The sequence below is a fragment of the Paraburkholderia sp. UCT70 genome (assembly GCF_050434085.1).
Lineage (GTDB): Bacteria > Pseudomonadota > Gammaproteobacteria > Burkholderiales > Burkholderiaceae > Paraburkholderia > Paraburkholderia tuberum.
In genome coordinates, this window is the sequence record NZ_JBNPVZ010000002.1 from 1,184,954 (window position 1) to 1,205,448 (window position 20,495).

19 protein-coding genes are annotated in these 20,495 nt (G+C 65.4%); 5 read left to right on the top strand and 14 right to left on the bottom strand.

Translation table 11 applies throughout. From position 1 onward, the window contains the following. Positions 1-333: 333 nt before the first annotated feature. Genes aepX through OKW41_RS07750 form a run of 3 tightly spaced genes read left to right on the top strand, consistent with a single transcriptional unit; the run spans position 334 to position 4,315 of the window. Positions 334-2,064, top strand: a complete 1,731-nt coding sequence (gene aepX / locus OKW41_RS07740; protein ID WP_429572086.1) for a phosphoenolpyruvate mutase — start codon at positions 334-336, stop codon at positions 2,062-2,064. After that, complete coding sequence (gene aepY, locus OKW41_RS07745; protein WP_429572087.1) at positions 2,061-3,224, top strand: phosphonopyruvate decarboxylase; 1,164 nt, start codon at positions 2,061-2,063, stop codon at positions 3,222-3,224. The genes aepX and aepY overlap by 4 nt, the downstream gene beginning before the upstream one ends. Positions 3,225-3,247: 23 nt before the next feature. Next, positions 3,248-4,315: a 2-aminoethylphosphonate aminotransferase gene (locus tag OKW41_RS07750; RefSeq protein ID WP_429572088.1), complete on the top strand. Its 1,068-nt coding sequence runs from the start codon at positions 3,248-3,250 to the stop codon at positions 4,313-4,315. A 45-nt stretch (positions 4,316-4,360) separates the two neighbouring features. On the opposite strand, the gene OKW41_RS07755 is transcribed toward OKW41_RS07750, so the two are convergent. The 13 genes from OKW41_RS07755 to hyfB form a co-directional block, all read right to left on the bottom strand. Then, the gene (locus OKW41_RS07755; RefSeq protein ID WP_008921009.1) at positions 4,361-4,513 is read right to left on the bottom strand and encodes a hypothetical protein; all 153 of its coding nucleotides are present in this window, start codon (positions 4,511-4,513) and stop codon (positions 4,361-4,363) included. A 128-nt stretch (positions 4,514-4,641) separates the two neighbouring features. Next, positions 4,642-5,349 (bottom strand): PIG-L deacetylase family protein, encoded by a 708-nt coding sequence (locus OKW41_RS07760; protein WP_429445974.1) that lies wholly within the window; start codon positions 5,347-5,349, stop codon positions 4,642-4,644. A gap of 545 nt (positions 5,350-5,894) precedes the next feature. Continuing rightward, positions 5,895-6,260, bottom strand: a complete 366-nt coding sequence (locus OKW41_RS07765; protein WP_429573364.1) for a helix-turn-helix domain-containing protein — start codon at positions 6,258-6,260, stop codon at positions 5,895-5,897. Continuing rightward, complete coding sequence (locus OKW41_RS07770; protein ID WP_429445978.1) at positions 6,208-6,795, bottom strand: nucleotidyltransferase family protein; 588 nt, start codon at positions 6,793-6,795, stop codon at positions 6,208-6,210. Before OKW41_RS07770 ends, OKW41_RS07765 begins: the two co-directional genes overlap by 53 nt. Positions 6,796-6,926: 131 nt before the next feature. After that, a complete protein-coding gene (locus OKW41_RS07775; RefSeq protein ID WP_429572089.1) occupies positions 6,927-9,140 on the bottom strand; it encodes a xanthine dehydrogenase family protein molybdopterin-binding subunit in 2,214 nt (737 codons plus the stop codon). Beyond that, on the bottom strand, positions 9,137-10,138 hold the full coding sequence (locus tag OKW41_RS07780) for an FAD binding domain-containing protein (RefSeq protein ID WP_429572090.1): 1,002 nt from the start codon (positions 10,136-10,138) through the stop codon (positions 9,137-9,139). Before OKW41_RS07780 ends, OKW41_RS07775 begins: the two co-directional genes overlap by 4 nt. 11 nt (positions 10,139-10,149) lie before the next feature. Continuing rightward, positions 10,150-10,872 carry a (2Fe-2S)-binding protein gene (locus OKW41_RS07785; RefSeq protein WP_429572091.1) on the bottom strand — a complete coding sequence of 241 codons (723 nt, stop codon included), beginning with the start codon at positions 10,870-10,872 and terminating at the stop codon, positions 10,150-10,152. A gap of 269 nt (positions 10,873-11,141) precedes the next feature. After that, the gene (locus tag OKW41_RS07790; protein ID WP_429572092.1) at positions 11,142-11,651 is read right to left on the bottom strand and encodes an NADH-quinone oxidoreductase subunit B family protein; all 510 of its coding nucleotides are present in this window, start codon (positions 11,649-11,651) and stop codon (positions 11,142-11,144) included. Next, the gene (locus OKW41_RS07795; protein ID WP_429572093.1) at positions 11,651-13,210 is read right to left on the bottom strand and encodes an NADH-quinone oxidoreductase subunit C; all 1,560 of its coding nucleotides are present in this window, start codon (positions 13,208-13,210) and stop codon (positions 11,651-11,653) included. The genes OKW41_RS07790 and OKW41_RS07795 overlap by 1 nt, the downstream gene beginning before the upstream one ends. 3 nt (positions 13,211-13,213) lie before the next feature. Further along, positions 13,214-14,677, bottom strand: a complete 1,464-nt coding sequence (locus tag OKW41_RS07800) for a hydrogenase 4 subunit F (protein WP_429572094.1) — start codon at positions 14,675-14,677, stop codon at positions 13,214-13,216. Continuing rightward, positions 14,670-15,329 (bottom strand): formate hydrogenlyase, encoded by a 660-nt coding sequence (locus OKW41_RS07805; protein WP_184010569.1) that lies wholly within the window; start codon positions 15,327-15,329, stop codon positions 14,670-14,672. The genes OKW41_RS07800 and OKW41_RS07805 overlap by 8 nt, the downstream gene beginning before the upstream one ends. Further along, positions 15,330-16,280: a respiratory chain complex I subunit 1 family protein gene (locus OKW41_RS07810; protein ID WP_429572095.1), complete on the bottom strand. Its 951-nt coding sequence runs from the start codon at positions 16,278-16,280 to the stop codon at positions 15,330-15,332. Next, positions 16,274-18,280: a hydrogenase 4 subunit B gene (gene hyfB / locus OKW41_RS07815; protein ID WP_429572096.1), complete on the bottom strand. Its 2,007-nt coding sequence runs from the start codon at positions 18,278-18,280 to the stop codon at positions 16,274-16,276. Before hyfB ends, OKW41_RS07810 begins: the two co-directional genes overlap by 7 nt. 250 nt (positions 18,281-18,530) lie before the next feature. Here hyfB and OKW41_RS07820 point away from each other — a divergent pair, with 250 nt between their 5' ends. Together OKW41_RS07820 and OKW41_RS07825 are read left to right on the top strand one after the other, a co-directional pair. Further along, a complete protein-coding gene (locus tag OKW41_RS07820; protein ID WP_429572097.1) occupies positions 18,531-19,298 on the top strand; it encodes a YoaK family protein in 768 nt (255 codons plus the stop codon). A gap of 81 nt (positions 19,299-19,379) precedes the next feature. Further along, positions 19,380-19,565, top strand: coding sequence for a CopG family transcriptional regulator (locus OKW41_RS07825; RefSeq protein WP_090809355.1), 186 nt, complete (start codon positions 19,380-19,382; stop codon positions 19,563-19,565). 25 nt (positions 19,566-19,590) lie between these two features. Here the strand turns inward: OKW41_RS07825 and OKW41_RS07830 are convergent, their stop codons facing one another. Continuing rightward, a complete protein-coding gene (locus OKW41_RS07830) occupies positions 19,591-20,427 on the bottom strand; it encodes a spermidine synthase (RefSeq protein ID WP_429572098.1) in 837 nt (278 codons plus the stop codon). Positions 20,428-20,495: the final 68 nt, after the last annotated feature.

Below are 20,495 nucleotides of genomic sequence, written 5' to 3' on the forward strand. Positions count from 1 at the left end.
TGAATTAGCCGGCGATTATCGGTAAATCGTAGCGATTGAAAAATGCGGGAGAAAATCGACATGAAAAATGCCGGCGCTGGTCTGCGTAGAACCTGCTGAGCCCAATCCAGGAAGGCTCGCACCAACATCCCACAAAACGCCAATTAAATCCAAAAGTCCCGTTAGATGGTCACGCATGCAAAAAACAACAGATTTTCCCACTTAAGCGCAACCACGAAAGATCGTTGAGACCTTCAAGGAATCGTCATAAAAAATTCCGCTATAGTCGCCCTTTTCCGATTGCCAGCCTGGCATAGAAGAAGCCAATAAGCCCGCCACCAGGAGTCCCGAAGAATGAATGCACGCGAACCCGCTTTCGTTTCCCAGTCCCGCAGCGCGCGTCTGCGCCAGATGCTCGTCAGCAGCGAACTCGAATTCATGATGGAGGCGCATAACGGCCTGTCCGCGCGCATCGTTCGCGAAGCTGGGTTCAAGGCGATCTGGGGCTCGGGCCTCGCGATCTCCGCGCAGTTCGGCGTGCGCGACAACAACGAGGCGAGCTGGACGCAGGTGGTCGATACGCTCGAATTCATGGCCGACGCGAGCGATCTGCCGATCCTTCTCGACGGCGACACCGGCTACGGCAACTTCAACAACGTGCGCCGCCTCGTGCGCAAGCTCGAACAGCGCGGCATCGCCGGTGTGTGCATCGAGGACAAGCAGTTTCCGAAGACCAACAGCTTCATCAACGGCGAGGCGCAGCCGCTTGCCGATATCGACGAATTCTGCGGCAAGATCAAGGCGGGCAAGGACTCGCAGAACGACGAGCATTTCTCGATCGTCGCGCGCGTCGAGGCGCTGATCGCGGGCTGGGGCATGGACGAGGCGCTGCGCCGCGCGCAAGCGTACGCCCAAGCTGGTGCCGATGCGATCCTGATTCACAGCAAGCTGTCGCGCCCCGACGAGATTCTCGAATTCGCGCGCGAATGGGCCGGGCGCGCGCCGCTCGTGATCGTGCCGACCAAGTACTACGGCACGCCAACCGAGGTGTTCCGCGAAGCGGGCATCAGCACCGTGATCTGGGCGAACCATCTGATCCGCGCGGCGACCTCGGCGATGCAGGCCGTCGCGAAGGAAATCCATTCGAGCGAGACGCTCGTCAACGTCGAGGACAGCATCGCGGCCGTCAACGAAATCTTCCGTTTGCAGGACGCCGACGAATATTCGGAAGCCGAAGACCGCTATCTGTCGAGCGGCCGCGCGGCCGGCTCGGCCGTCGTGCTCGCCGCGAGCCGCGGCAAAGGCCTTGAAGCGGTGACCGGGGACCGTCCGAAGGTGATGCTGCCGATCGCCGGCAAACCGCTGCTGCGCTGGCTCGTCGATGCGTTCAAGAAGCAGGGCGTCAACGACATCACCGTGGTCGGCGGCTATCGCGCCGACGCGATCGATACCGCGGGCATCCGCCTCGTGGTCAACGAGCAGCACGCGCAGACCGGCGAGCTTGCCTCGCTCGCGTGCGCACTCGACCACCTGACCGGCGACACGGTCATTTCGTACGGCGACCTGCTGTTTCGCAGCTACATCCTGCGTGATCTGGTGGATAGCGAGGCCGCGTTCAGCGTGGTCGTCGATTCGTCGCTAACCGATGCGGAGAACGCGAGCGTGCGCGATTTCGCGTGGTGCTCGGCCGCCGACGACCGCGGTCTGTTCGGCAATAAGATCGTGCTGCGGCACGTCGCGAGCGGGCGGGAGCAGTCGTCGGCGGCGGGCGCCGCCCCAGTGCCGCATGGCCGCTGGGTGGGTCTGTTGAACGTGCGCGGCGCGGGTCGCGAGCGCCTGCGGGCGGTCATGCGCGAGTTGCGGACGCGCGACGATTTCGCGTCGCTCGACATGCCCGCGCTGCTGAACGCGTTGATCGAAGCGGGCGAGTCGATCGAGGTGCAATACGTGCACGGCCACTGGCGCGGCGTCAACGATCTCGACGATTTCCGCCGCGCGGGCGACTTCGCGCACGCGCAGGCGCCGTTCGCGACGGCCGTCGGCGGCGGGGCGACGACGAACGCTGCACACGGAGGCGCGCAATGATCGAAGCAGCACAGTTCGTCGAGGCGGCGCGCGAGCGCGGTTTCGACTGGTACGCGGGCGTGCCGTGCTCCTATCTGACGCCGTTCATCAACTACGTGCTGCAGGACGAATCGCTGCACTACGTGTCGGCGGCCAACGAGGGCGACGCGGTCGCGCTGATCGCCGGCGTTACGCTCGGCGCGAAAAACGGCCGGCGCGGCATCACGATGATGCAGAACTCCGGGCTCGGCAACGCGGTCAGCCCGCTGACGTCGCTGACGTGGACCTTCCGCTTGCCGCAACTGCTGATCGTCACGTGGCGCGGCCAGCCCGGCGTTGCCGACGAGCCGCAGCACGCGCTGATGGGCCCGATCACGCCGGCGATGCTCGACACGATGGAAATTCCGTGGGAGACGTTCCCGACCGAGGCCGACGCGATCGGTCCGGCGCTCGATCGCGCGATCGCGCACATGGACGCAACCGGCCGTCCGTACGCGCTCGTGATGCAGAAGGGCAGCGTTGCGCCGTATGAACTGAGGGACGGCGGCGCGCCCGGGCGGCGCACGCCGGTCGAGCCTCGCGCGCGGTTCCGCGACATCGCCGCGAACGAACTCGCGACGCGCCACGACGCGCTGCAAAAGGTGATCGCGCATACGCCGCTCGACTCGACGGTGGTGCTCGCGTCGACCGGCTTTTGCGGCCGCGAACTCTATGCGATCGACGATCGCGCGAACCAGCTATACATGGTCGGCTCGATGGGCTGCGTGACGCCGTTCGCGCTCGGCCTCGCGCTCGCGCGCCCCGATCTGCGCGTGGTCGCGCTCGACGGCGATGGCGCCGCACTGATGCGCATGGGCGTGTTCGCGACGCTCGGCGCGTACGGCCCGTCGAACCTCATGCATGTGCTGCTCGATAACGGCGCGCACGACTCGACCGGCGGCCAGGCGACGGTATCGTCGCAGGTGTCGTTCGCGGGCGTGGCGGCCGCGTGCGGTTACGCGTCGGCGCTCGAGAGCGACGATCCTGCGATCATCGACGAGCTGTTCGCGGCGCCGCCGCTCGACGGGCCGCGCTTCGCGCGCCTGACGATCCGCCGCGGCACGCCCGACGGCCTGCCGCGCCCGACCATTACGCCGCCCGATGTGAAGACGCGCCTGATGCGCCACATCGGCGCAATCTGAACCCAACGCCAACAGGAGCGCCCATGCTGCTGCTCAACCCCGGCCCGGTGACGCTCACCGAACGTGTCCGCAACAGCCTGTTGCAGACGGATCTGTGCCATCGCGAGAGCGAGTTTTTCGATCTCCAGGAAGAGGCGCGCACGCGTCTCGTCGACGTGTACGGGCTCGACCCGAACGAATGGCAGGCAGTACTGATGACCGGCTCCGGCACGGCCGCCGTCGAAAGCATGACGGCCGCGCTGGTGCCGCACAACGGCAAACTGCTGGTCGTCGAAAACGGTGTGTACGGCGAGCGTATCGCGCAGATCGCCGCGCAATACGGCATCGCGCACGAAGCGCTGAAGCACGACTGGATGGACGCGCCCGATCTGGCGAAGATCGCCGAACGGCTCGACGCCGACAAGTCGTTCACGCACGTCGCGGTGATTCATCACGAAACGACCACGGGGCGCCTGAACGACATCGCGGCGCTCGGCGCCTTGTGTCGCGAGCGCGGCCTGCGTCTGCTGGTGGACGGTGTCAGCAGCTTCGGCGCCGAAACGATCGATTTCGCGGACGCGAGCCTCGACGCGCTCGCCGCGACCGCCAACAAGTGCCTGCATGGCGTGCCGGGCGCGTCGTTCGTGCTGGTGCGGCGCGCGGCGCTCGCCCGCGCGGCGAGCCGCACGTACTACCTCGATCTCGCGCGGCTCGCGCGTTTGCAGGATCAGCGCAATACGCCGTTTACGCCGTCGGTGCACGCGTATTACGCGCTGGTCGAGGCGCTGCGTGAGCTCGCCGACGAAGGCGGCTGGCGCGCGCGTCACGCGCGCTATGCGGCGCTTGCCGAGCAGGTGCGCGCTGGGCTGGCGGCGCGCGGCATCGACAGTGTGTTGCCGACCGGGCAGTCGTCGGTGGTGTTGCACGCGTACCGCTTGCCCAACGGTATCGCGTATCCGCACCTGCACGACGCGCTGAAGGCGCGCGGCTTCGTGATCTATGCGGGGCAGGACGGGCTGTCGGCGGAGCTGTTCCGCATCTCGACGATGGGCAACGTTCACGCGGCCGATATCGACCGCCTGCTGCAGGGCTTCAGCGACTTGATGTGCTGACGCTGCGCCGAGCGGCGCGCCGCGACCGAGCCGCTCGCGGCTCCTTTACACCGGATCCTTGTCCGGCGGCCCGTCAGGCCGCTGCGGCTCCTCGACATGATGCCCCGGCGACGGCGGCACGAGCGGGTCGGCTTCCGGGTCGCGGTTCGGATCGGCGTTCGGGTCGGGAATCGGGCTGGTGTGCATGTCGTAGCTCATTGCGTCACCCTGCGGTTGAAATGCGCGGGTCCGGCGGAAGCGGCTTTATACCGCCGATGTGTGCCGCCGCGTCGGCTATCTGTCTTCAAGCGTAGGCGCTCGCCGCGCTTCCTGCTCGCTCCTTTTTGCTATTTCTTCGCGCGTTTACGGCCGACGCTGAGCTGCCAGTAGCGCTCGGTCGCGAACACGTCGTCGTAGTTGCCGGCGCCGAACGCCCGCAACTGGCTCGCGTACGCGTTGACCGCTTCGCGTTTCAGATGCGCGCGGCGCTGCACGTCGATCGTGTGGCCCGCGCTCGGCGTTGCCGGCGTCGCGACGATGCCGCGCTGCGCGAGATCGGCGAGCCGCGCCTGCACCGCGCCCGGCGTGAGCCGGTGAATCGCTTCCTCGTAACCGAACCAGTCCAGATGCGTGAGCCGCGGCAGGATCTCGCAGCACGCTTCGAATACCCGCGCGTGATCGTCGTGATGCAGGCCAAGCGGCATCAGCAGCGTGTTCGCGGTCGTGCGGTAAATCGTTTCCTCCAGCGCCGCGGCCATCTGGCTGATCGACGGCGAGTCGGCGTACTGGCTGTCGCGAAACGGCATGCGCAGCGGGATCGCGTCGAGCACTTCGAGCGCGCGGTTGTCTTCGATCGTGCGTTCGCGGACCGCTTCATGGGCGTTCGCGAAGCCCGCTTTTTCGTCCCACTCCGTGTGCATGTCGTGTTCGGGCGGCGCGGCGAACACGGTGCAGACGGCGGCGTCGGGGTGGGCGGCGAGCAAGGCGCCGCAACTGAAGACGGCGTCGTCGAAATGGGGCGAGACGATGAAAAGGCGTGGAGTGGTTTCGCTCATGGGCTTGCGTGTGGGGATTCGAGGCGGGACGGATGAGGCATCGAGGCTGCCGGTCGTCAAGGCGCCGCGTGCGCAAAAAACGTGACGTCACCTCAGCTTAGGCGCAATCGGCGCGGCTTGCGCGCGAAACTTGCCGGCCGCAAAGCGCGTGCCTGAAAGACCGCGAATCGAACTCTCGATCCGTCCATCCAGTGACGGTCGTGGCTTTCCGGCTCGTCGCGCGCCGCCGTCAGGGGCCCTTGAAGCGCACGTTTTTTGGGTACTTTGCGAATTCTCCGAACACGAGTCCTTATAGCGACGCTCGCTCCAGAAACTTTCTGATCTCGAGAGAGTAGGCGCCAGGGTGCGAAAACCTGAACATGTGACCGGTGCGCGGCATGACGACTTCCTGCGAACCCTTGATGCCGTTCAGCAGGACCCCCGCGGCTTCTTTGCCGATCAGCCTGTCTTCCTCGGGAGTCAGGATCAGCGTTGGGACGTGGATCTTCTTCAGCAAGGCCGTATAGTCCGTCTTCTCGATCGAGCGGATGCGATTGACGTAGGCCTTATGCAACGTCTCCCTGATAAGGAAGTCGCGGCTCTTTCTGGTTGACCAGGGTATCTCTCCCTGGATCAGCAAAGGCAGTACGCAGCCTCGATAAGGCGTGACTGGTGGCGGACTGGGACAAATGCAGTCGTCCGGCGGCGCGGCCGACGTGCCTTTCGGTCCAAAGTGCCTCAAGTACAACCAGAGATTGAGATCGAAACGCGTCAGATCCAGGGGCTTCATGCCGTATCAGTGTTCCTTTCCTTGTCCGGCAAGATTCTCGATTTCGACCGGCTGCGGGCAGCCAGTCTCGGCGAGGCTGATGTTGGCGGCTAGAGCGTGCGCAAATCGTCCTGCGTGTCCACGTCGCGCAGAATGCCGGGATCGTCGACGTCGATGCGCGTCAGCGCGTGTGACGTGAGCAGCGCTTTCGCGCCGGTGTCGCCGTCCAGCGCGAGTAGCGCGTCGCGATGCTTGCTGCCGAAGCCGACCGGATGGCCGCGCTGGCCGTCGTAGAACGGCGCGACGAGCGGCGCGCCGTTGTCGAGCGCGCGGGCTACCGCTTCGATCGTCGGAACCGCAATGCGCGGCATATCGGCGAGCGCGACGATCCAGCCCTCGGCGTCATCGCTCGCTTCGATACCGGCGGCGAGGCTCGCGCCCATGCCGCGCTCGGCGCTCGCCGCAAACACGACATCGCAGCCGGCATCGTTCAGCGCGCGGGCGAGCGCGTCGGAGCCCGGCCGCACGACAGCGAGCACCCGCGTCACGACCCGCAGCAGCCGATGCGCGGCTTCATGCGCAACCGGCGTGCCGTCGGGCATACGTGCGAGCAGTTTGTTGTGCAGCCCGTGCGGATCGAAGCGCGAGCCGAGACCGGCGGCGAGCAACACACCAGTGGCGAGCGAGGCGTAGGCCATCGGCGGATACCGGTAGACAGGAATGCCCCCGATTGTGCGATGCAACGGGGTGCGAAGCAAGCGGCAAGGCACGCTCGATGCTAGCCGCCCGCCGCTTTCGCTTTCACTCCAATTCCGGCACTGCCGCCGGTTCAGGTCCGCACCACCTTGTCCAGCGTGATCGGCAGATCGCGCACCCGCACGCCGGTCGCGTTGTACACCGCGTTCGCGACCGCGGCCACCACGGCCGTGATGCCGATCTCGCCGATACCGCGCACGCCGAGCGAGTTGATATAAGGATCGGGCCGGTCGATGAAGGTGATGTCGAGCGTGCCGATATCGGCATTCACCGGCACGTGATACTCGGCGAGGTTCGCGTTCGTGAAGCGTCCGAAGCGCGCATCGAGCGTGCTTTCCTCCTGCAGCGCCGCGCCGATGCCCCATACGATGCCGCCCATCATCTGGCTGCGCGCGGTCTTCTGGTTCAGCACGCGGCCGACGTCGTACACCGCGACCACGCGCGGCACGCGGATCGTGCCGAGTTCGGCATCGACGTGGACCTCGACGAACACCGCGCCGAACGAGTGGAACGAGTACTTCTGCTTCTCGTCGCCGGGCTTCACGGTCGCGGTCGCCTCGATCGGCTTGCCGCCCGCGCGCGCGATGATCGCCGCGGCCGGATCGCGCTTGCCCGGTTGCGAGCGGCTCACGACCCAGCCGCTTGCGACGGTGACGTCATCGAGCGGCAGGCCATGCACGGGCGATGCCGCATCGGCAAGTGCCAGCGCGATCAGCTGGCTGCGCGCCTGGCTCGCCGCGTCGCGCACCGCGGGCGACACGCTGGCCGCCGACTGCGAGCCGCCCGAGACCGGCGCGCGCGGCAGCGACGAATCGCCGAGCGCGAAGTGGATCTGCTCGGGCGTGAAGCCGAGCGCATCGGCGGCGACCTGGGTCATCACCGTATAGGTGCCGGTGCCGATGTCCTGCGTGCCCGATGCGACCACCGCGGTGCCGTCCGGCAGAATCTGCGCAAGTGCCGACGCCTCGCTGCGGTTGGCCGGATAGGTCGCGGTTGCCATGCCCATGCCGATCAGCGTGTTGCCGTCGCGCCTCGAACGTGGCGCGTGCGGGCGGCGCGACCAGCCGAACTTCTCGGCGCCGATCTGATAGCACTCGCGCAGCGTCTTGCCCGACCACGGCTTGTGCTCCTGCGGATCGCTGTCCGCGTAGTTCTTCAGGCGCAGCGCGAGCGGGTCCATCTTCAGCGCGACGGCGAGTTCGTCCATCGCCGATTCGAGCGCGAACGAGCCGGTGGTTTCTCCGGGTGCGCGCATGAAGGTCGGCGTGCCGACATTGAGTTGCACGAGCCGGTGCGTCGTTATCTGGTTGGGCACCGCGTACAGCATGCGCGTGACCATGCAGCAGGTCTCGGTCCAGTCTTCAATCATCGACGTGTTCGAGATGCTGTCGTGACGCATCGCGGTCAGCGTGCCGTCATGCCGCGCGGCGATCACGAAGTGCTGCTCGGTGCGCGGCCGCGCGCCGACCGGGCCGAACATCTGCGGGCGTTCGAGGGCTAGCCGCACGGGCCGCCCGGTTTGCCGCGCGGCCATCGCGCACAGCGACACGTGCGACCACGACGAGCCCTTGCAACCGAAGCCGCCGCCGATCAGCGGCGAGATCACGCGCACGTCGGACACAGGGATGGCGAACGTCTTCGCGAGCACCTGCGCGGCGCCGCTCACGCCCTGCGTCGAGTCGTAGACCGTCAACTGCGGGCCGTCCCATTGCGCCATCGTTGCGTGGGGCTCCATCGGGTTGTGGTGCTCGATCGGCGTCGTATAGGTCGCTTCGATATGCACGTCGCCGCTTTGCATGCCGTCTTCGAAGCTGCCGCGCTGCGTGTCGGTCTGGCGGCCCTGCGGCTTGTCCGGCGCATGCGCGTGCGCCTTCGCCTGCTCGAAGTCGAGCGCCGCGGCGCCCGGCTGATAGGCGATGCGCAACTGGCGAGCGGCATCGGCCGCATGTTCGAGCGTATCGGCGACGATCACCGCGACCGGCTCGTTGCTGTAGTGCACTTCGTTATCCTGCAGAAGCGACAGATGGCGGCCGGCCGGCGGCGCGAGCGCGGGCCGGCCGCCATTCGGCAGGCGCGGCGCGTTCTGGTAGGTCATCACGAGCAGCACGCCGGGCACGGTCTCGGCGCGGCTCGCATCGATCGACGCGATCGTGCCGGCCGCGATCGTGCTCGTCACGAGCACCGCATGCGCGAGGCGCGCCCCGGGGAATTCGGCTGCATAACGCGCGTCGCCGGTCACCTTCAGCACTCCGTCGACGCGATCGAGCGGTTGTCCGATCAGATTCATGCGACACCTCCCGCGTTGCCGGCTGCCTGATTGACCGCACGCACGATCGCGCGCTGCGCGAGCTGCACCTTGAACGCGTTGTCGTGGCGCGGCTGCGCGCCGCTCAACGCGGCCGCGGCGGCGTTCTTCAGCGTGGCCTGGCTGAGCGGCTGGCCGCTCAGCATCTGCTCGGCCACGTTCGCGCGCCATGGTTTGTGCGCGACGCCGCCGAGCGCGATGCGCGCGCTCTGAACACGCTCGCCGTCCATCTGCAACGCGGCCGCGACCGATACGAGCGCGAACGCGTAGCTGGCGCGGTCACGCACCTTCAGATAGTGCGAATGCGCGCTGAACAGTGGTGGCGGCAGATCGACCGCGGTGATCAGCTCGCCGGGCTGCATGGTGGTATCGACATCGGGCCGGTCGCCCGGCAGCCGATGGAAGTCGGCGAACGCGATCGTGCGCTCGCCGCTGGGGCCGCTCACGTGCACCAGCGCATCGAGCGCGGCCAGCGCGACGCTCATATCCGACGGGTTGACCGCAATGCATTGCGGGCTCGCGCCGAGGATCGCATGCGCGCGGTTATGGCCGTCGAGCGCCGCGCAGCCGCTGCCGGGCAGGCGCTTGTTGCACTGCGTGAACGCGGTGTCGTAGAAGTAGCCGCAGCGGGTGCGTTGCAGCAGATTGCCGCCGACCGTCGCCATGTTGCGCAACTGCGCCGACGCGCCCGCGAGCAGCGCTTGCGACAGCAGCGGGTACTGCTCGCGCACCAGCGCGTGATTGGCCGCGTCGCTGTTGCGCACCAGCGCGCCGATGCGGATGCCGCCGCCGGGCAGCGTCGTCACCGAGTCGAGGCCGCCAATGTGCGTGATATCGATGAGCCGCACCGGCCGCGCGACGCCGCCCTTCATCAGATCGAGCAGATTCGTGCCGCCGCCGATGAATACCGCGCCCGGCTGTTGCGCGGCGCGCACCGCGCTGGCGACGTCGCCGGCGCGTTCGTAGGAGATCGCATCCATGTCGGTCTCCGTCAGGCGTTGTCGTGCGCGGCGCGGACCGCGGCGACGATGTTCACGTACGCCCCGCAGCGGCAGATGTTGCCGCTCATGCGTTCGCGGATTTCGTCGTCGGTGAGCGCGGCGGGACGCGCGCGCACGTCGGCGGTCACGGTGCTCGCCGTGCCGTTGCGGAATTCGCCGAGCAGGGCGGTCGCCGAGCACAACTGCCCGGGCGTACAGTAGCCGCACTGGAACGCATCGTGTTCGATGAACGCGGCCTGCACCGGACTCAACGCGCCGTTGCTCGCGAGTCCTTCGACGGTCGTGATGTTCTCGCCTTCATGCATGACCGCGAGCGTCAGACACGAGTTGATGCGGCGGCCGTCGGCGAGCACCGTGCAGGCGCCGCATTGACCGCGGTCGCAGCCTTTCTTCGTGCCCATCAGTCCCGCGTATTCGCGCAATGCGTCGAGCAACGTCACGCGCGGTTCGAGTTGCAGCGTGTACGCGCGGCCGTTGACGGTCAACGTGACGGGGCGCGGCGGCACCACGGGGTTGCTTGGCGGCGCGGGTGAGGCGGGCGCCGGCGCTTGCGTTTGCGCGCGCAGATGGGGCGCCGCACCGATCGTCGCGGCGGCCGCCGCCGATTGCAGGAAGCGGCGTCGTGACAGTTGGGAAGGCGTGGCGGTGGGCTCGGCGGTGGACTCTGATGCGGGGGTGTCCCCGCAATGCTGACATTCTGTAGGCGTAGTCATGAGGATCTGTTGACTCCACTGAAAGGTCAATGCGGGCTGACGACGCGTCGATGTCCAACGCATCGCGTTGAAACAAAACTATTGCGCAGCAATTTGAATGCCGTTGCAGCTAACACGGTATTAAAAACTCGCTGCAAGCACAAAGCCGATCTGCGCAATAAAGGCAGGCCAATATGCGCAATGACCGCGATGGAACCCGGCTGGAGCCGCGCAAACACGGGCAAAAGTTGCACGTTGCAAGGGGGAAAATGCGAAATCGACCTCCGGGCTCAGCGCGCCCGGCAGGCTGCCAGGATGCCTCGCAGCAAATCGATCGGCGGCGGCGGACATCCGGGGATCGTTACGTCGACCGGCAAGATCGACGAAACAGGGCCGCACACCGCGTAACTGTCGGCAAAAATGCCGCCCGTGCACGCGCATTCGCCTGCGGCAACGACGAGTTTCGGGGCGGGTGTCGCGTCGTACGCGGCGAGCATGGCCGCTCGCATATTCAGCGTCACCGGCCCGGTCACGAGCAGCAGGTCGGCATGCCGCGGACTCGCGACGAATTTGATTCCAAGTCCTTCGATGTTGTAGTACGGGTTGTTCAGCGCGTGGATCTCCAGTTCGCAACCGTTGCATGAACCCGCGTCGATCTGCCGGATGCACAGCGCCCGCCCGAGCAGATCGAGAATATCGTCGCGAATGCGTCGCTCCTCGTGATGCCACGCGTGTTCCGCCGCCGGTGCGGGTTCGCCGGGAAAATCGGTGCGCGCGAATTGCCGGATCAGTTGCCACATCAGAGATCGTGCCCCGCGTAGTTCAGGTTGAACGACTTGTTGATCAGGGGGAAATCGGGAACGATGTTGCCGATGATCGCGTGCTCGAGCGCCGGCCAGTTCTGCCACGACGGATCGTGGCAATGACATCGGGCGATAACGTCGCCGGGGGCGAGATCGAGGGCGACGAATACGTCCCCCCGCCAACCTTCCACCCAGCCTATGCCTTGCGCGGGCGCCGTTGCAGGCGTCGTGGCGACGACCACCGGACCATCCGGAAGATTGGACAGCAGCGTGCGGATCAGGCGCAGGGATTCATCGATTTCGGCGAAGCGCACCGCGACGCGCGCGGCAACGTCGCCGCGCGCATCACTGACCGCATTGACCGCTATGTCGTCATACGGAGCGGGCCGCAAGTTGGCGCGAAGGTCGAAGGTTCGACCGCTGGCGCGGGCGGCCATGCCACGCACGCCAAAATGCTCGACCACAGCTGGGGTCAATCGGCCCGTGCCGAGGAATCGATCCTGCAGCCCGGACTGGTCATCGTAGACTTTGCGCATGACGTGGACCTCGCGTTCGATGCGTTCGCATTGCTCCGCCAGCACCGCCGCGTCGTCGGGGCGAACGTCGATCGATACGCCACCCGGCACGATCCGATCCATCAGGTACCGATGTCCGAATGTACGGGCGTTCATCCGTATCCAGTCCTCCTTGAGCCGCGAGAACTGCGCGAGTCCGAAGCCGAACCCGGCGTCGTTGCCCAGCGCGCCGAGGTCGCCGAGGTGGTTGGCCACGCGCTCGCGTTCCAGCAGAAGCGCACGCAGATACAGCGCGCGCTTCGACAGTATCGTGCCGCTGGCTTGCTCGAGCGCCATGCAAAAGGCCCACGAGAACGCGACGGTCGAGTCGCCCGCAATCCTGGCGGCAACCCGATGACCGCGCGATGCAGGAGTACATTCGAACAGACGCTCGACGCCACGGTGGACATAGCCGAGACGTTCTTCCAGGCGCAACACCTTCTCGCCGACGACCGAGAACCGGAAATGCCCCGGTTCGATGATGCCGGCATGAATCGGCCCGACGGCGATCTCGTGTACGCCATCGCCCGCAACCTGCACGAATGGGTAGTCCGCCTCGCTCGAATCAAAGTCTTCGACACCCGTCGCCTGCCGTTGCAGCGGGAAATAATCTTCGGGCCAGTTGCCGTGATTGAGCCACGGCCGCGTGTCCTGGGCGCCACGCGCCCGCAGGCCGAGCAGATCGAAGATCGCCCGTTGCATGCGAGTCGCGCACGGGAAAACGGTGGCGAGATCGGGATAGTCTCCATCAGCATCCTGCTTACGCCCGATCGCGAGGCGTACCCACAATATGCCGTCATCGCATTCGTACGCGGCATTCACCGAGAAACCGTCTTCGGCTGCTTCGCTGCCCCACATTGCAACGAGGCGCCGCTGCTCGGATCTCGCGGTTCGCGCCAGCTCGAGCCACACTGATTCATCGGCGCTCACCACATGCGCTGGAATCTGGCCCGCACGGTGCGTGAGGCGGATGGCGGCAATTTGCATCGATTCGAGTCGCATCCGTCACCCCGACAACATCGTTGCGGCCTGGCGATACCACGTCGCCAGGTAGGGTGGCACATAAAGCCCAAGCATCAGCCCCAAACCCAGATGCACGAATACCGGCAGCGGCGCGGGGCGATGCTCGAGCGGTTTGGCCGTCGTCGTTTCACCGAACACCATTTGCTGAACGCGCGCGAAGATCGCCGCGAATGCGACGGCGAGGCCGAGCAGCAACAACGGCGCCGTCCACGGTATCGTGTTCATCGCGGTCGTCAGGATCAGGAATTCGCTTGCAAACACACCGAACGGCGGCAGGCCGAGAATCGCGAGCGCGCCGAGCAGCATGCCCCAGCCGACCGTCGGGCTGACCTGCAGCAGCCCGCGAATGCCTTCGATCGCCTGCGTACCGGCCTTCTGCGTCGCGTGGCCAACCGCAAAGAAGATTGCCGACTTGACGAGGGAATGGACGGTCATGTGCAGCAGACCGGCGAACGTCGCGACCGGGCCGCCGAGGCCGAACGCGAACGTCATCAATCCCATATGCTCGATCGACGAATACGAGAACAGCCGCTTGACGTCCTTCTGCCGAAACAGCGAGAACGAGGCGACCAGCACCGACACGAGCCCGAACCCGACCAGCAATCGCCCCGGCAGGCCGTTGCCAAGCGCACCGTCCGCCAGCACCTTGCAGCGCAGCACTGCGTACAGCGCGACGTTCAGCAGCAGCCCGGACAGCACCGCTGAAATTGGTGTCGGGCCTTCGGCGTGCGCGTCCGGCAGCCAGTTGTGCATTGGCACGAGTCCGACTTTCGTGCCGTAGCCGACCAGCAGGAACACGAAGGCGATCGACACGATCGACGGGTCGAGGTGCGTCTTGACGGCGACAAGGCTCGTCCACAGCAGCGCATCGCCGTCGGTCAGTTGCCGGCTCGCGGCGAGGTACAGCAGGATCGTGCCGAACAATGCCTGCGCGATGCCGACACCGCACAGGATGAAGTACTTCCAGGCGGCTTCGAGGCTCGCGGCGGTCCGATAGACGCTGACGAGCAGCACGGTCGCGAGCGTGGCGCCTTCCATCGCGACCCACAGCACGCCAAGGTTATTGGTCAGCAGCGCGAGCAGCATCGCGAACATGAACAACTGGTACATGCTGTGATAGAGGCGCATGCGCGTCGCCGTCATCCGGCCGCGCGCCTCTTCGACCTGCATGTACGGCCGCGAGAACAGCGACGTCGTCCAGCCGACGAACGCAGTCAGCGCGACGAGGTACACGTTGAGGGGATCGACGAAGAATGCACGTTTGAACGCGAACGACGGTCCATGTTCGACGGTACGCGCGGCGAGCACGAGCGTCGCCGCGAACGTCACGGCGCTGAAGCCGGCGTTCAGGTTGCGCGCGACATGAGCGGGTCGCACGGCCGCAAGAGAGGCGGCCGCCACGAGCGGAATGCCGAGCACGGCGAGCACGACGTGGGCGTCATTCATCTTTGAGTGTCTCGAGGTGACGGATGTCCAGGCTGTCGAACTGCTCGCGAATCTGGAACATGAACACGCCCAGAATCAGAATCCCGACCAGCACGTCGAGTCCGATACCGAGTTCCACGATCATCGGCATGCCATTGGTGGCGGCCGTTGCGGCGAAGAACAGCCCGTTCTCCATCGACAGGAAGCCGATCACCTGGGGAATCGCCTTCGCGCGCGTGATCATCGCCATGAACGACAGCAGCACGCACGCAAGCGCGATCCCGAGCGTGCCGCGCGCGGCCGACGTCGCGAGCTGGCTGATCGGCGACGCGACGTTGAACGCGACGATCACGAGCACGATGCCGATCAGCAGCGTCGTCGGAATGTTGATGAGCGGCTCGACGTCGGCCTGAATGTCGAGCTTGCGCACGAGGCGATACAGGAGCCACGGAATCACGCCGACCTTCAGCACGAGCGTCAGTCCGGCCGACACGTACAGATGCGCATCACCGGTCACGAAACCGAGGATCAGGTTGGCCAGAACGAGCGCGACACCCTGTAGCGTATAGAGGTGGATCAGCGACAGGATCCGACGCTGACTCAGCATCGCGAACGACAGCATCAGCAGCACGGCCGCGAGGAAATTGATCAGTTGCGTCGCGTAGGTGTGCATTCATGCTCCCAGTAGCAGGTGAACGAGCATGCCGATCACCGCGAGCAGGAAGGCGGTCGCGAGGAACTCCGGGACCCGGAAAATCCGCATCTTCGCGTTGGCGGTCTCGACCACGGCCAGCGCGGCGCCGCCCGCCATCAGCTTGACGAAGAGTGCCGGCACCGCGAGCAGCAGCGCGAGCGGATTACCCGCCGCGGCGATCCCCCACGGCATGAACAGCGCAATGCCGATGCACGAGTAGGCGAACAGTTTGAGGCTGGCCGCCCATTCCATCAGCGCGAGGTGCCGCCCCGAATATTCGAGGATCAGCGCCTCGTGGATCATCGTCAGCTCAAGGTGGGTGGTCGGGTTGTCGACGGGCAGCCGCGCATTCTCGGCGAGCGACACCAGCGTGAACGCTATGCCGGCGAACGCCAGGCTCGGATAGATCGTCAGCTCGCTGTGTCCGAGCGTCGCGACGATGCTCGTGAGCAGGGTCGACTGCGTGATCAGCGAGGCCGACAGCAGCACCATCAGCAAGGCCGGTTCCGCCAGGAAACCGACCAGCATCTCGCGGCGCGCGCCGAGCGTGCCGAACGCCGTGCCGATATCCATCGCCGCGAGCGACAGCGCGACGCGCGCGAACGCAAACAGGCCGACGAGCGCGATCGCATCCGCGGCGGGAGACAGCGGCAATTCGGTCGACAGCGTCGGCACGATTGCACAGGCGAGCGTCATCGCCGCCCACACGACATAGGGTGCGCAACGGAACACCGGACTTGCGCCATAAGCGACGACTGATTCCTTGTTGAACAGCTTGTGGAGCATCCGGTACGGTTGCCAGATGCTGGGCGCGCGCCGGTTCTGCAGCCACGCGCGGCACTGGTCGACCCAGCCCGTGAGCAGTGGCGCCGCGGCAAGCGCCAGGACGATCTCGAGGGTTTGCGATAGCACGCCGGATAGGGTCACCATCGTCTCACCAGCATCAGGAGCACGATCAGCACGGCGAAGCTGTAGGTCAGGTACACGGCAATCTTGCCCGTCTGCAGCCGCCCCGCCCATTCCGCCGCGCGTTGCGTGAGTGCCGCGATACGGTCGTAGAGAATCGACCACGTGCGGTCAGCGACCGAGACCCGGTAAGCCGGCTGCGCGTCGAACGGCGTCGGCAGTTGCCGCTCGATGCGCAGCAGCGGCGCGAAGATCTCCCGGATCGGTTGCCCGAAGCCTTCCGCCGTATCCTGCATCCGCGCAGTCGTAAACGGGAAGCCGCAACTCCACGGCGCGGCCCGTCGCAGCCGACCGTGGTAGAAGCGCCGTACCACCACCCACGCAAGGCCGCAGCAGGCGACGAAAAACAGCATGAACACGACGGGCATGTAACTCGCCCGCGCGGTCGACACCGGCACGAAGATCAGCCAGCCATGATTTTCCGCGCCGATCCCGGCACCGACGAGCACGCGCGTGACCCGGTCCAGCACCTTGACGAACTGCGTAGGCATCAGTCCGAGCAGTACACCGACCACCGCGAACCAGCAGAACGCGAGCCGTTCCCAGGTATTCGCGTCGTGTGCGCGACTCAGTTTCGCTTCTCTCGGCTGCCCGAGGAAGACGATGCCGTAGAACTTGACCATCGTGTAACTGGCGAGAGCTGCCGTCATCGCGACGAGCGCGGCCGCAATCGGCACCGTCATCGCCAGCACGGAATTCTGCAGACCCGGCGTGAACAGGAAGCTTTGCAGCAGAAGCCACTCCGCGACGAAACCACTCATCGGAGGCAAGCCAGCGCTGGCTGCGACGCCAGTGAGCACGGCCCAGGCGGTCCACGGCATGACACGGATCAGGCCGCCGAGCTTGCCGAGATTGCGCTCCCCGGTGGCGTGCAGCACGGCGCCGGTGCCGAGGAACAGCAGGCTCTTGAAGGCCGCATGCGCGACGATCTGGTAGAGCATCGCGCTCAGCGCAAGCGCGGACAGGGCCGTCATCCCGTACGCGCGAAACAGCACCGCGAGACCGAGCGCGACGATCATCAGGCCGACGTTGTCGATCGACGAATACGCGAGCAGGCGCTTCATATCGACCTGGATCGTACTGAACACCACGCCGAGCAGCGCGGTGCCGATACCCAGCACGAGCAGCAGCACGCCCCACCAGGCGAACTGCACGTGCAGCAGGTCGAACACGGTCCGGATCAGGCCATACAGGCCTACCTTCAGGACGAATCCACTGAGCAGCGCCGATACGGGGGACGGCGCCGCGGGATGGGCGTCCGGCAGCCACACGTGCAACGGGAACACGCCCGCCTTGGCACCGAATCCAACCAGCGCGAACAGGAACGCGAGCGATGCCCACAACGCGTCGGGCGACTGCGCGCGCAGATTGGCAAACGTGTAGTCACCGGTGCGCGCCTGCAGGATGCCGAAGCAAAGCAGCAGCGCGAGCGCGCCGACGTGGGAGATCAGGAAATACAGGTAACCTGCGCGGCGGATCTCGCCGATCCGATGGTTGGTCATCACGAGGAACGTCGCGGACAGCGTCAGCGTTTCCCAGGCGACCATGAACACATACGCATCGTCGGCGATGAGCACGAGCGCGATGCTCGCGATGCAAACGTGGTATTCGAAGCAGATGAGTCCCGGCGCGGACCCTTCGCCCTTACGGAAATAACCGGCGGAGAAGGCGCCGATCCCCGCGCTGACGACACCAAGCACGAACAGGAAATAGCCGGATAGCCCATCGACGCGCAGATGGAACGGCAACCCGGGCAGTCCGATCGGCAGCACCGCGGTGGTCGGTTCGGAGAAGATCCCGGCGAGTCCCGCCGCGCCCAGCAGCAGCCCTCCCAGCGCGCCGAGCGGAAACAGCCCGTGTGCAACGAATCGCGTGCGATGCAGAACTCCGAGACCCAGCGTGCCGGTCGCAAGCCAGGCGGCCGCGACCAGCAGGACGAAATGGACGACCGTGAAGGGTGCCATCCGGAATGTCTCCAGTACGCTCGGATTGGGACGAGGAGCATGGAATGAGCTCCAGCTTGCCGGGCTCACTCGAACTGCATTATGACATCAGAAAACCAATCTGGATAACAGGATATGATAATGGCATTATCATGTGAACCACATGTTCGAGCGAATCGGCGGCCCTGTGCGCAGCTCGCCTGCATGCGGTGCGCGAAGCGTCTATTCGCCGCGTCTTTGCTGTTGTTCCGAGCGATTGAGTGAAGATCCTATGCCTGCGCAGTACTTTCGAAGCCTGACGGGAAAACACCGCAGCACGAGCGCGAACCGTCAGCTCGGGTTTTCTCTTGCCTTCGTGGCCGGCGCCACCAATGCCGGCGGCTTCCTCGCGGTCAAGCAATACACGTCCCATATGAGCGGCATCGTGTCGGCGATCGCGGACCAGACGGCGCTCGGGGACATCCGGCTCGTGTTGGCTGGCATCGGTTCGCTGGCATCGTTTGTCGTCGGAGCGGGGTGCTCGGCAGTGCTCGTCAACTGGGGGCGCCGCCGCGGCCTGCAAAGCCAGTACGTGCTGCCATTGGCGGTCGAGGCCGCGCTGCTGCTCCTGTTCGGTCTGCTCGGCAGCCACCTCGCGCTACGCGAAGCGTTCTTCGTCCCCGTGACCGTGATCCTGCTGTGCTTCATCATGGGGCTGCAGAATGCGATGATCACCAAGCTGTCGGGCGCGGAGATCCGTACCACACACATGACCGGCATCGTCACGGACCTCGGAATTGAGTTGGGTAAGCTTTTTTACTGGAATCGAACGGCGCTCATTGACGACGCGCACGCGGTCATCGCAAACCGCGCGAAGCTGAAGATCCACGGCACGATGCTCGCGTCTTTTTTCGTGGGCGGCCTGATCGGCGCAATCGGTTTCAAGCATGTGGGCTACGTGTCGACTGTGCCGCTCGCCGGCGCGCTCGTCACACTCGCGATCGTCCCCGTCGCCGACGATGTGCTGGCCTATCTCTATCGGTTCGAGCGCAGGCACTGACCTCATACGAGGTGGGGTGAATCCTCGTCGAAAGCAAATGCATTATAATTTGGTTAGCATATTCGCCGACCCGCCCTCGCAATGGAAACCAAAACCGCACGCCTGACCGTCCTGATCGACCCCGCCAAGAAAGAAGCATTTGAAATGCTCTGCTCGGCGCAAGATCTGACGCCGTCACAAGTCGTCCGCCAACTGATCCGCGAGTATCTCGAGCGTCACGGCGTGACCTACAAGACCAAGAGCCCACTCGCCAAGCGGGGAAAGTGACGCCCAGGTTGAGGCGTGGTGCCGGTCAACCGCCGATTTCCCAGTGCCCTTGTCCTTGCGCATGCCAGATCAGCCGCTTCGGATCGAGGCGCTCTCCCGCTTTCAGATGGCGAGCAGTGACGGACAGCTTGAGCTCGCCTGCAAAGTCAAACGAGAGGGCGCGCTCGAACAGGACTTGTCTGGGCGGCAAACGACGCCCGCTTTTCCAGGCAAACGCGACGAAGTTGCTGTCGTCGCCGCACCGAACGATCGCATAGGAAACGCCAAATACCGATTTCAGCCGCTCGAGGTGCCGCGGTATGGCCGGATCATCGTCCGTAAAGTTGATGACGAGGATGCCCGTCTCGGTTAAACGCTCGCGACAGGCGGCGAAGAACGCGATGTCCGCACACCGGCTCGCCATCCCTTCCGCACCAAACGCATCAAGCAGGATCACGTCCGTGCGGATGTGATCCTTCGTCAAGTAGTCCGCGCCATCGGCGCAAACCACCTTGAACCGCGCGTCGTCCGCCGGAATCCTGAACACGTCACGCAGCGCGATCACCTCGGGGCTGATCTCGACTGCGTCGATCGTGACCTCTGGCAGATGCCGATAGCAATACTTCGCCAGCGATCCCCCGCCTAGTCCGATCATGCAGATGTGCGTGGGAACTGGCTGCAGCAGCAGAAATCCCATCATCGCGCGTGTATAACCGAGGGTGAGCTTCTCCGGATTCCTGAGCGACATGAAGCTCTGAGTGGCGAAGTGATCGAAGTGTAGCGACACCGCGTGCTGCGTCTCCAGCACAAGCGGTTGCTCATTGCTGATCGGCGTGGACATGAATTTGACGAACGCGTCGTACGATGTTCGATCCTCAGCCATTCTCGGTATGCTCGGGTAGCCAAACAGTCGATTGAATCATGCACTGCGGACCGCGCTTCCGGGCGGGG

Excerpts from the sequence above, each read along its gene's own strand:
- aepX (WP_429572086.1), top strand. The coding sequence starts at position 334 with ATGAATGCACGCGAACCCGCTTTCGTTTCCCAGTCCCGCAGCGCGCGT.
- aepY (WP_429572087.1), top strand. The coding sequence starts at position 2,061 with ATGATCGAAGCAGCACAGTTCGTCGAGGCGGCGCGCGAGCGCGGTTTC.
- OKW41_RS07750 (WP_429572088.1), top strand. The coding sequence starts at position 3,248 with ATGCTGCTGCTCAACCCCGGCCCGGTGACGCTCACCGAACGTGTCCGC.
- OKW41_RS07755 (WP_008921009.1), bottom strand. The coding sequence starts at position 4,513 with ATGAGCTACGACATGCACACCAGCCCGATTCCCGACCCGAACGCCGAT.
- OKW41_RS07760 (WP_429445974.1), bottom strand. The coding sequence starts at position 5,349 with ATGAGCGAAACCACTCCACGCCTTTTCATCGTCTCGCCCCATTTCGAC.
- OKW41_RS07770 (WP_429445978.1), bottom strand. The coding sequence starts at position 6,795 with ATGGCCTACGCCTCGCTCGCCACTGGTGTGTTGCTCGCCGCCGGTCTC.
- OKW41_RS07775 (WP_429572089.1), bottom strand. The coding sequence starts at position 9,140 with ATGAATCTGATCGGACAACCGCTCGATCGCGTCGACGGAGTGCTGAAG.
- OKW41_RS07780 (WP_429572090.1), bottom strand. The coding sequence starts at position 10,138 with ATGGATGCGATCTCCTACGAACGCGCCGGCGACGTCGCCAGCGCGGTG.
- OKW41_RS07785 (WP_429572091.1), bottom strand. The coding sequence starts at position 10,872 with ATGACTACGCCTACAGAATGTCAGCATTGCGGGGACACCCCCGCATCA.
- OKW41_RS07790 (WP_429572092.1), bottom strand. The coding sequence starts at position 11,651 with ATGTGGCAACTGATCCGGCAATTCGCGCGCACCGATTTTCCCGGCGAA.
- OKW41_RS07795 (WP_429572093.1), bottom strand. The coding sequence starts at position 13,210 with ATGCGACTCGAATCGATGCAAATTGCCGCCATCCGCCTCACGCACCGT.
- OKW41_RS07800 (WP_429572094.1), bottom strand. The coding sequence starts at position 14,677 with ATGAATGACGCCCACGTCGTGCTCGCCGTGCTCGGCATTCCGCTCGTG.
- OKW41_RS07805 (WP_184010569.1), bottom strand. The coding sequence starts at position 15,329 with ATGCACACCTACGCGACGCAACTGATCAATTTCCTCGCGGCCGTGCTG.
- OKW41_RS07810 (WP_429572095.1), bottom strand. The coding sequence starts at position 16,280 with ATGGTGACCCTATCCGGCGTGCTATCGCAAACCCTCGAGATCGTCCTG.
- hyfB (WP_429572096.1), bottom strand. The coding sequence starts at position 18,280 with ATGGCACCCTTCACGGTCGTCCATTTCGTCCTGCTGGTCGCGGCCGCC.
- OKW41_RS07820 (WP_429572097.1), top strand. The coding sequence starts at position 18,531 with ATGCCTGCGCAGTACTTTCGAAGCCTGACGGGAAAACACCGCAGCACG.
- OKW41_RS07825 (WP_090809355.1), top strand. The coding sequence starts at position 19,380 with ATGGAAACCAAAACCGCACGCCTGACCGTCCTGATCGACCCCGCCAAG.
- OKW41_RS07830 (WP_429572098.1), bottom strand. The coding sequence starts at position 20,427 with ATGGCTGAGGATCGAACATCGTACGACGCGTTCGTCAAATTCATGTCC.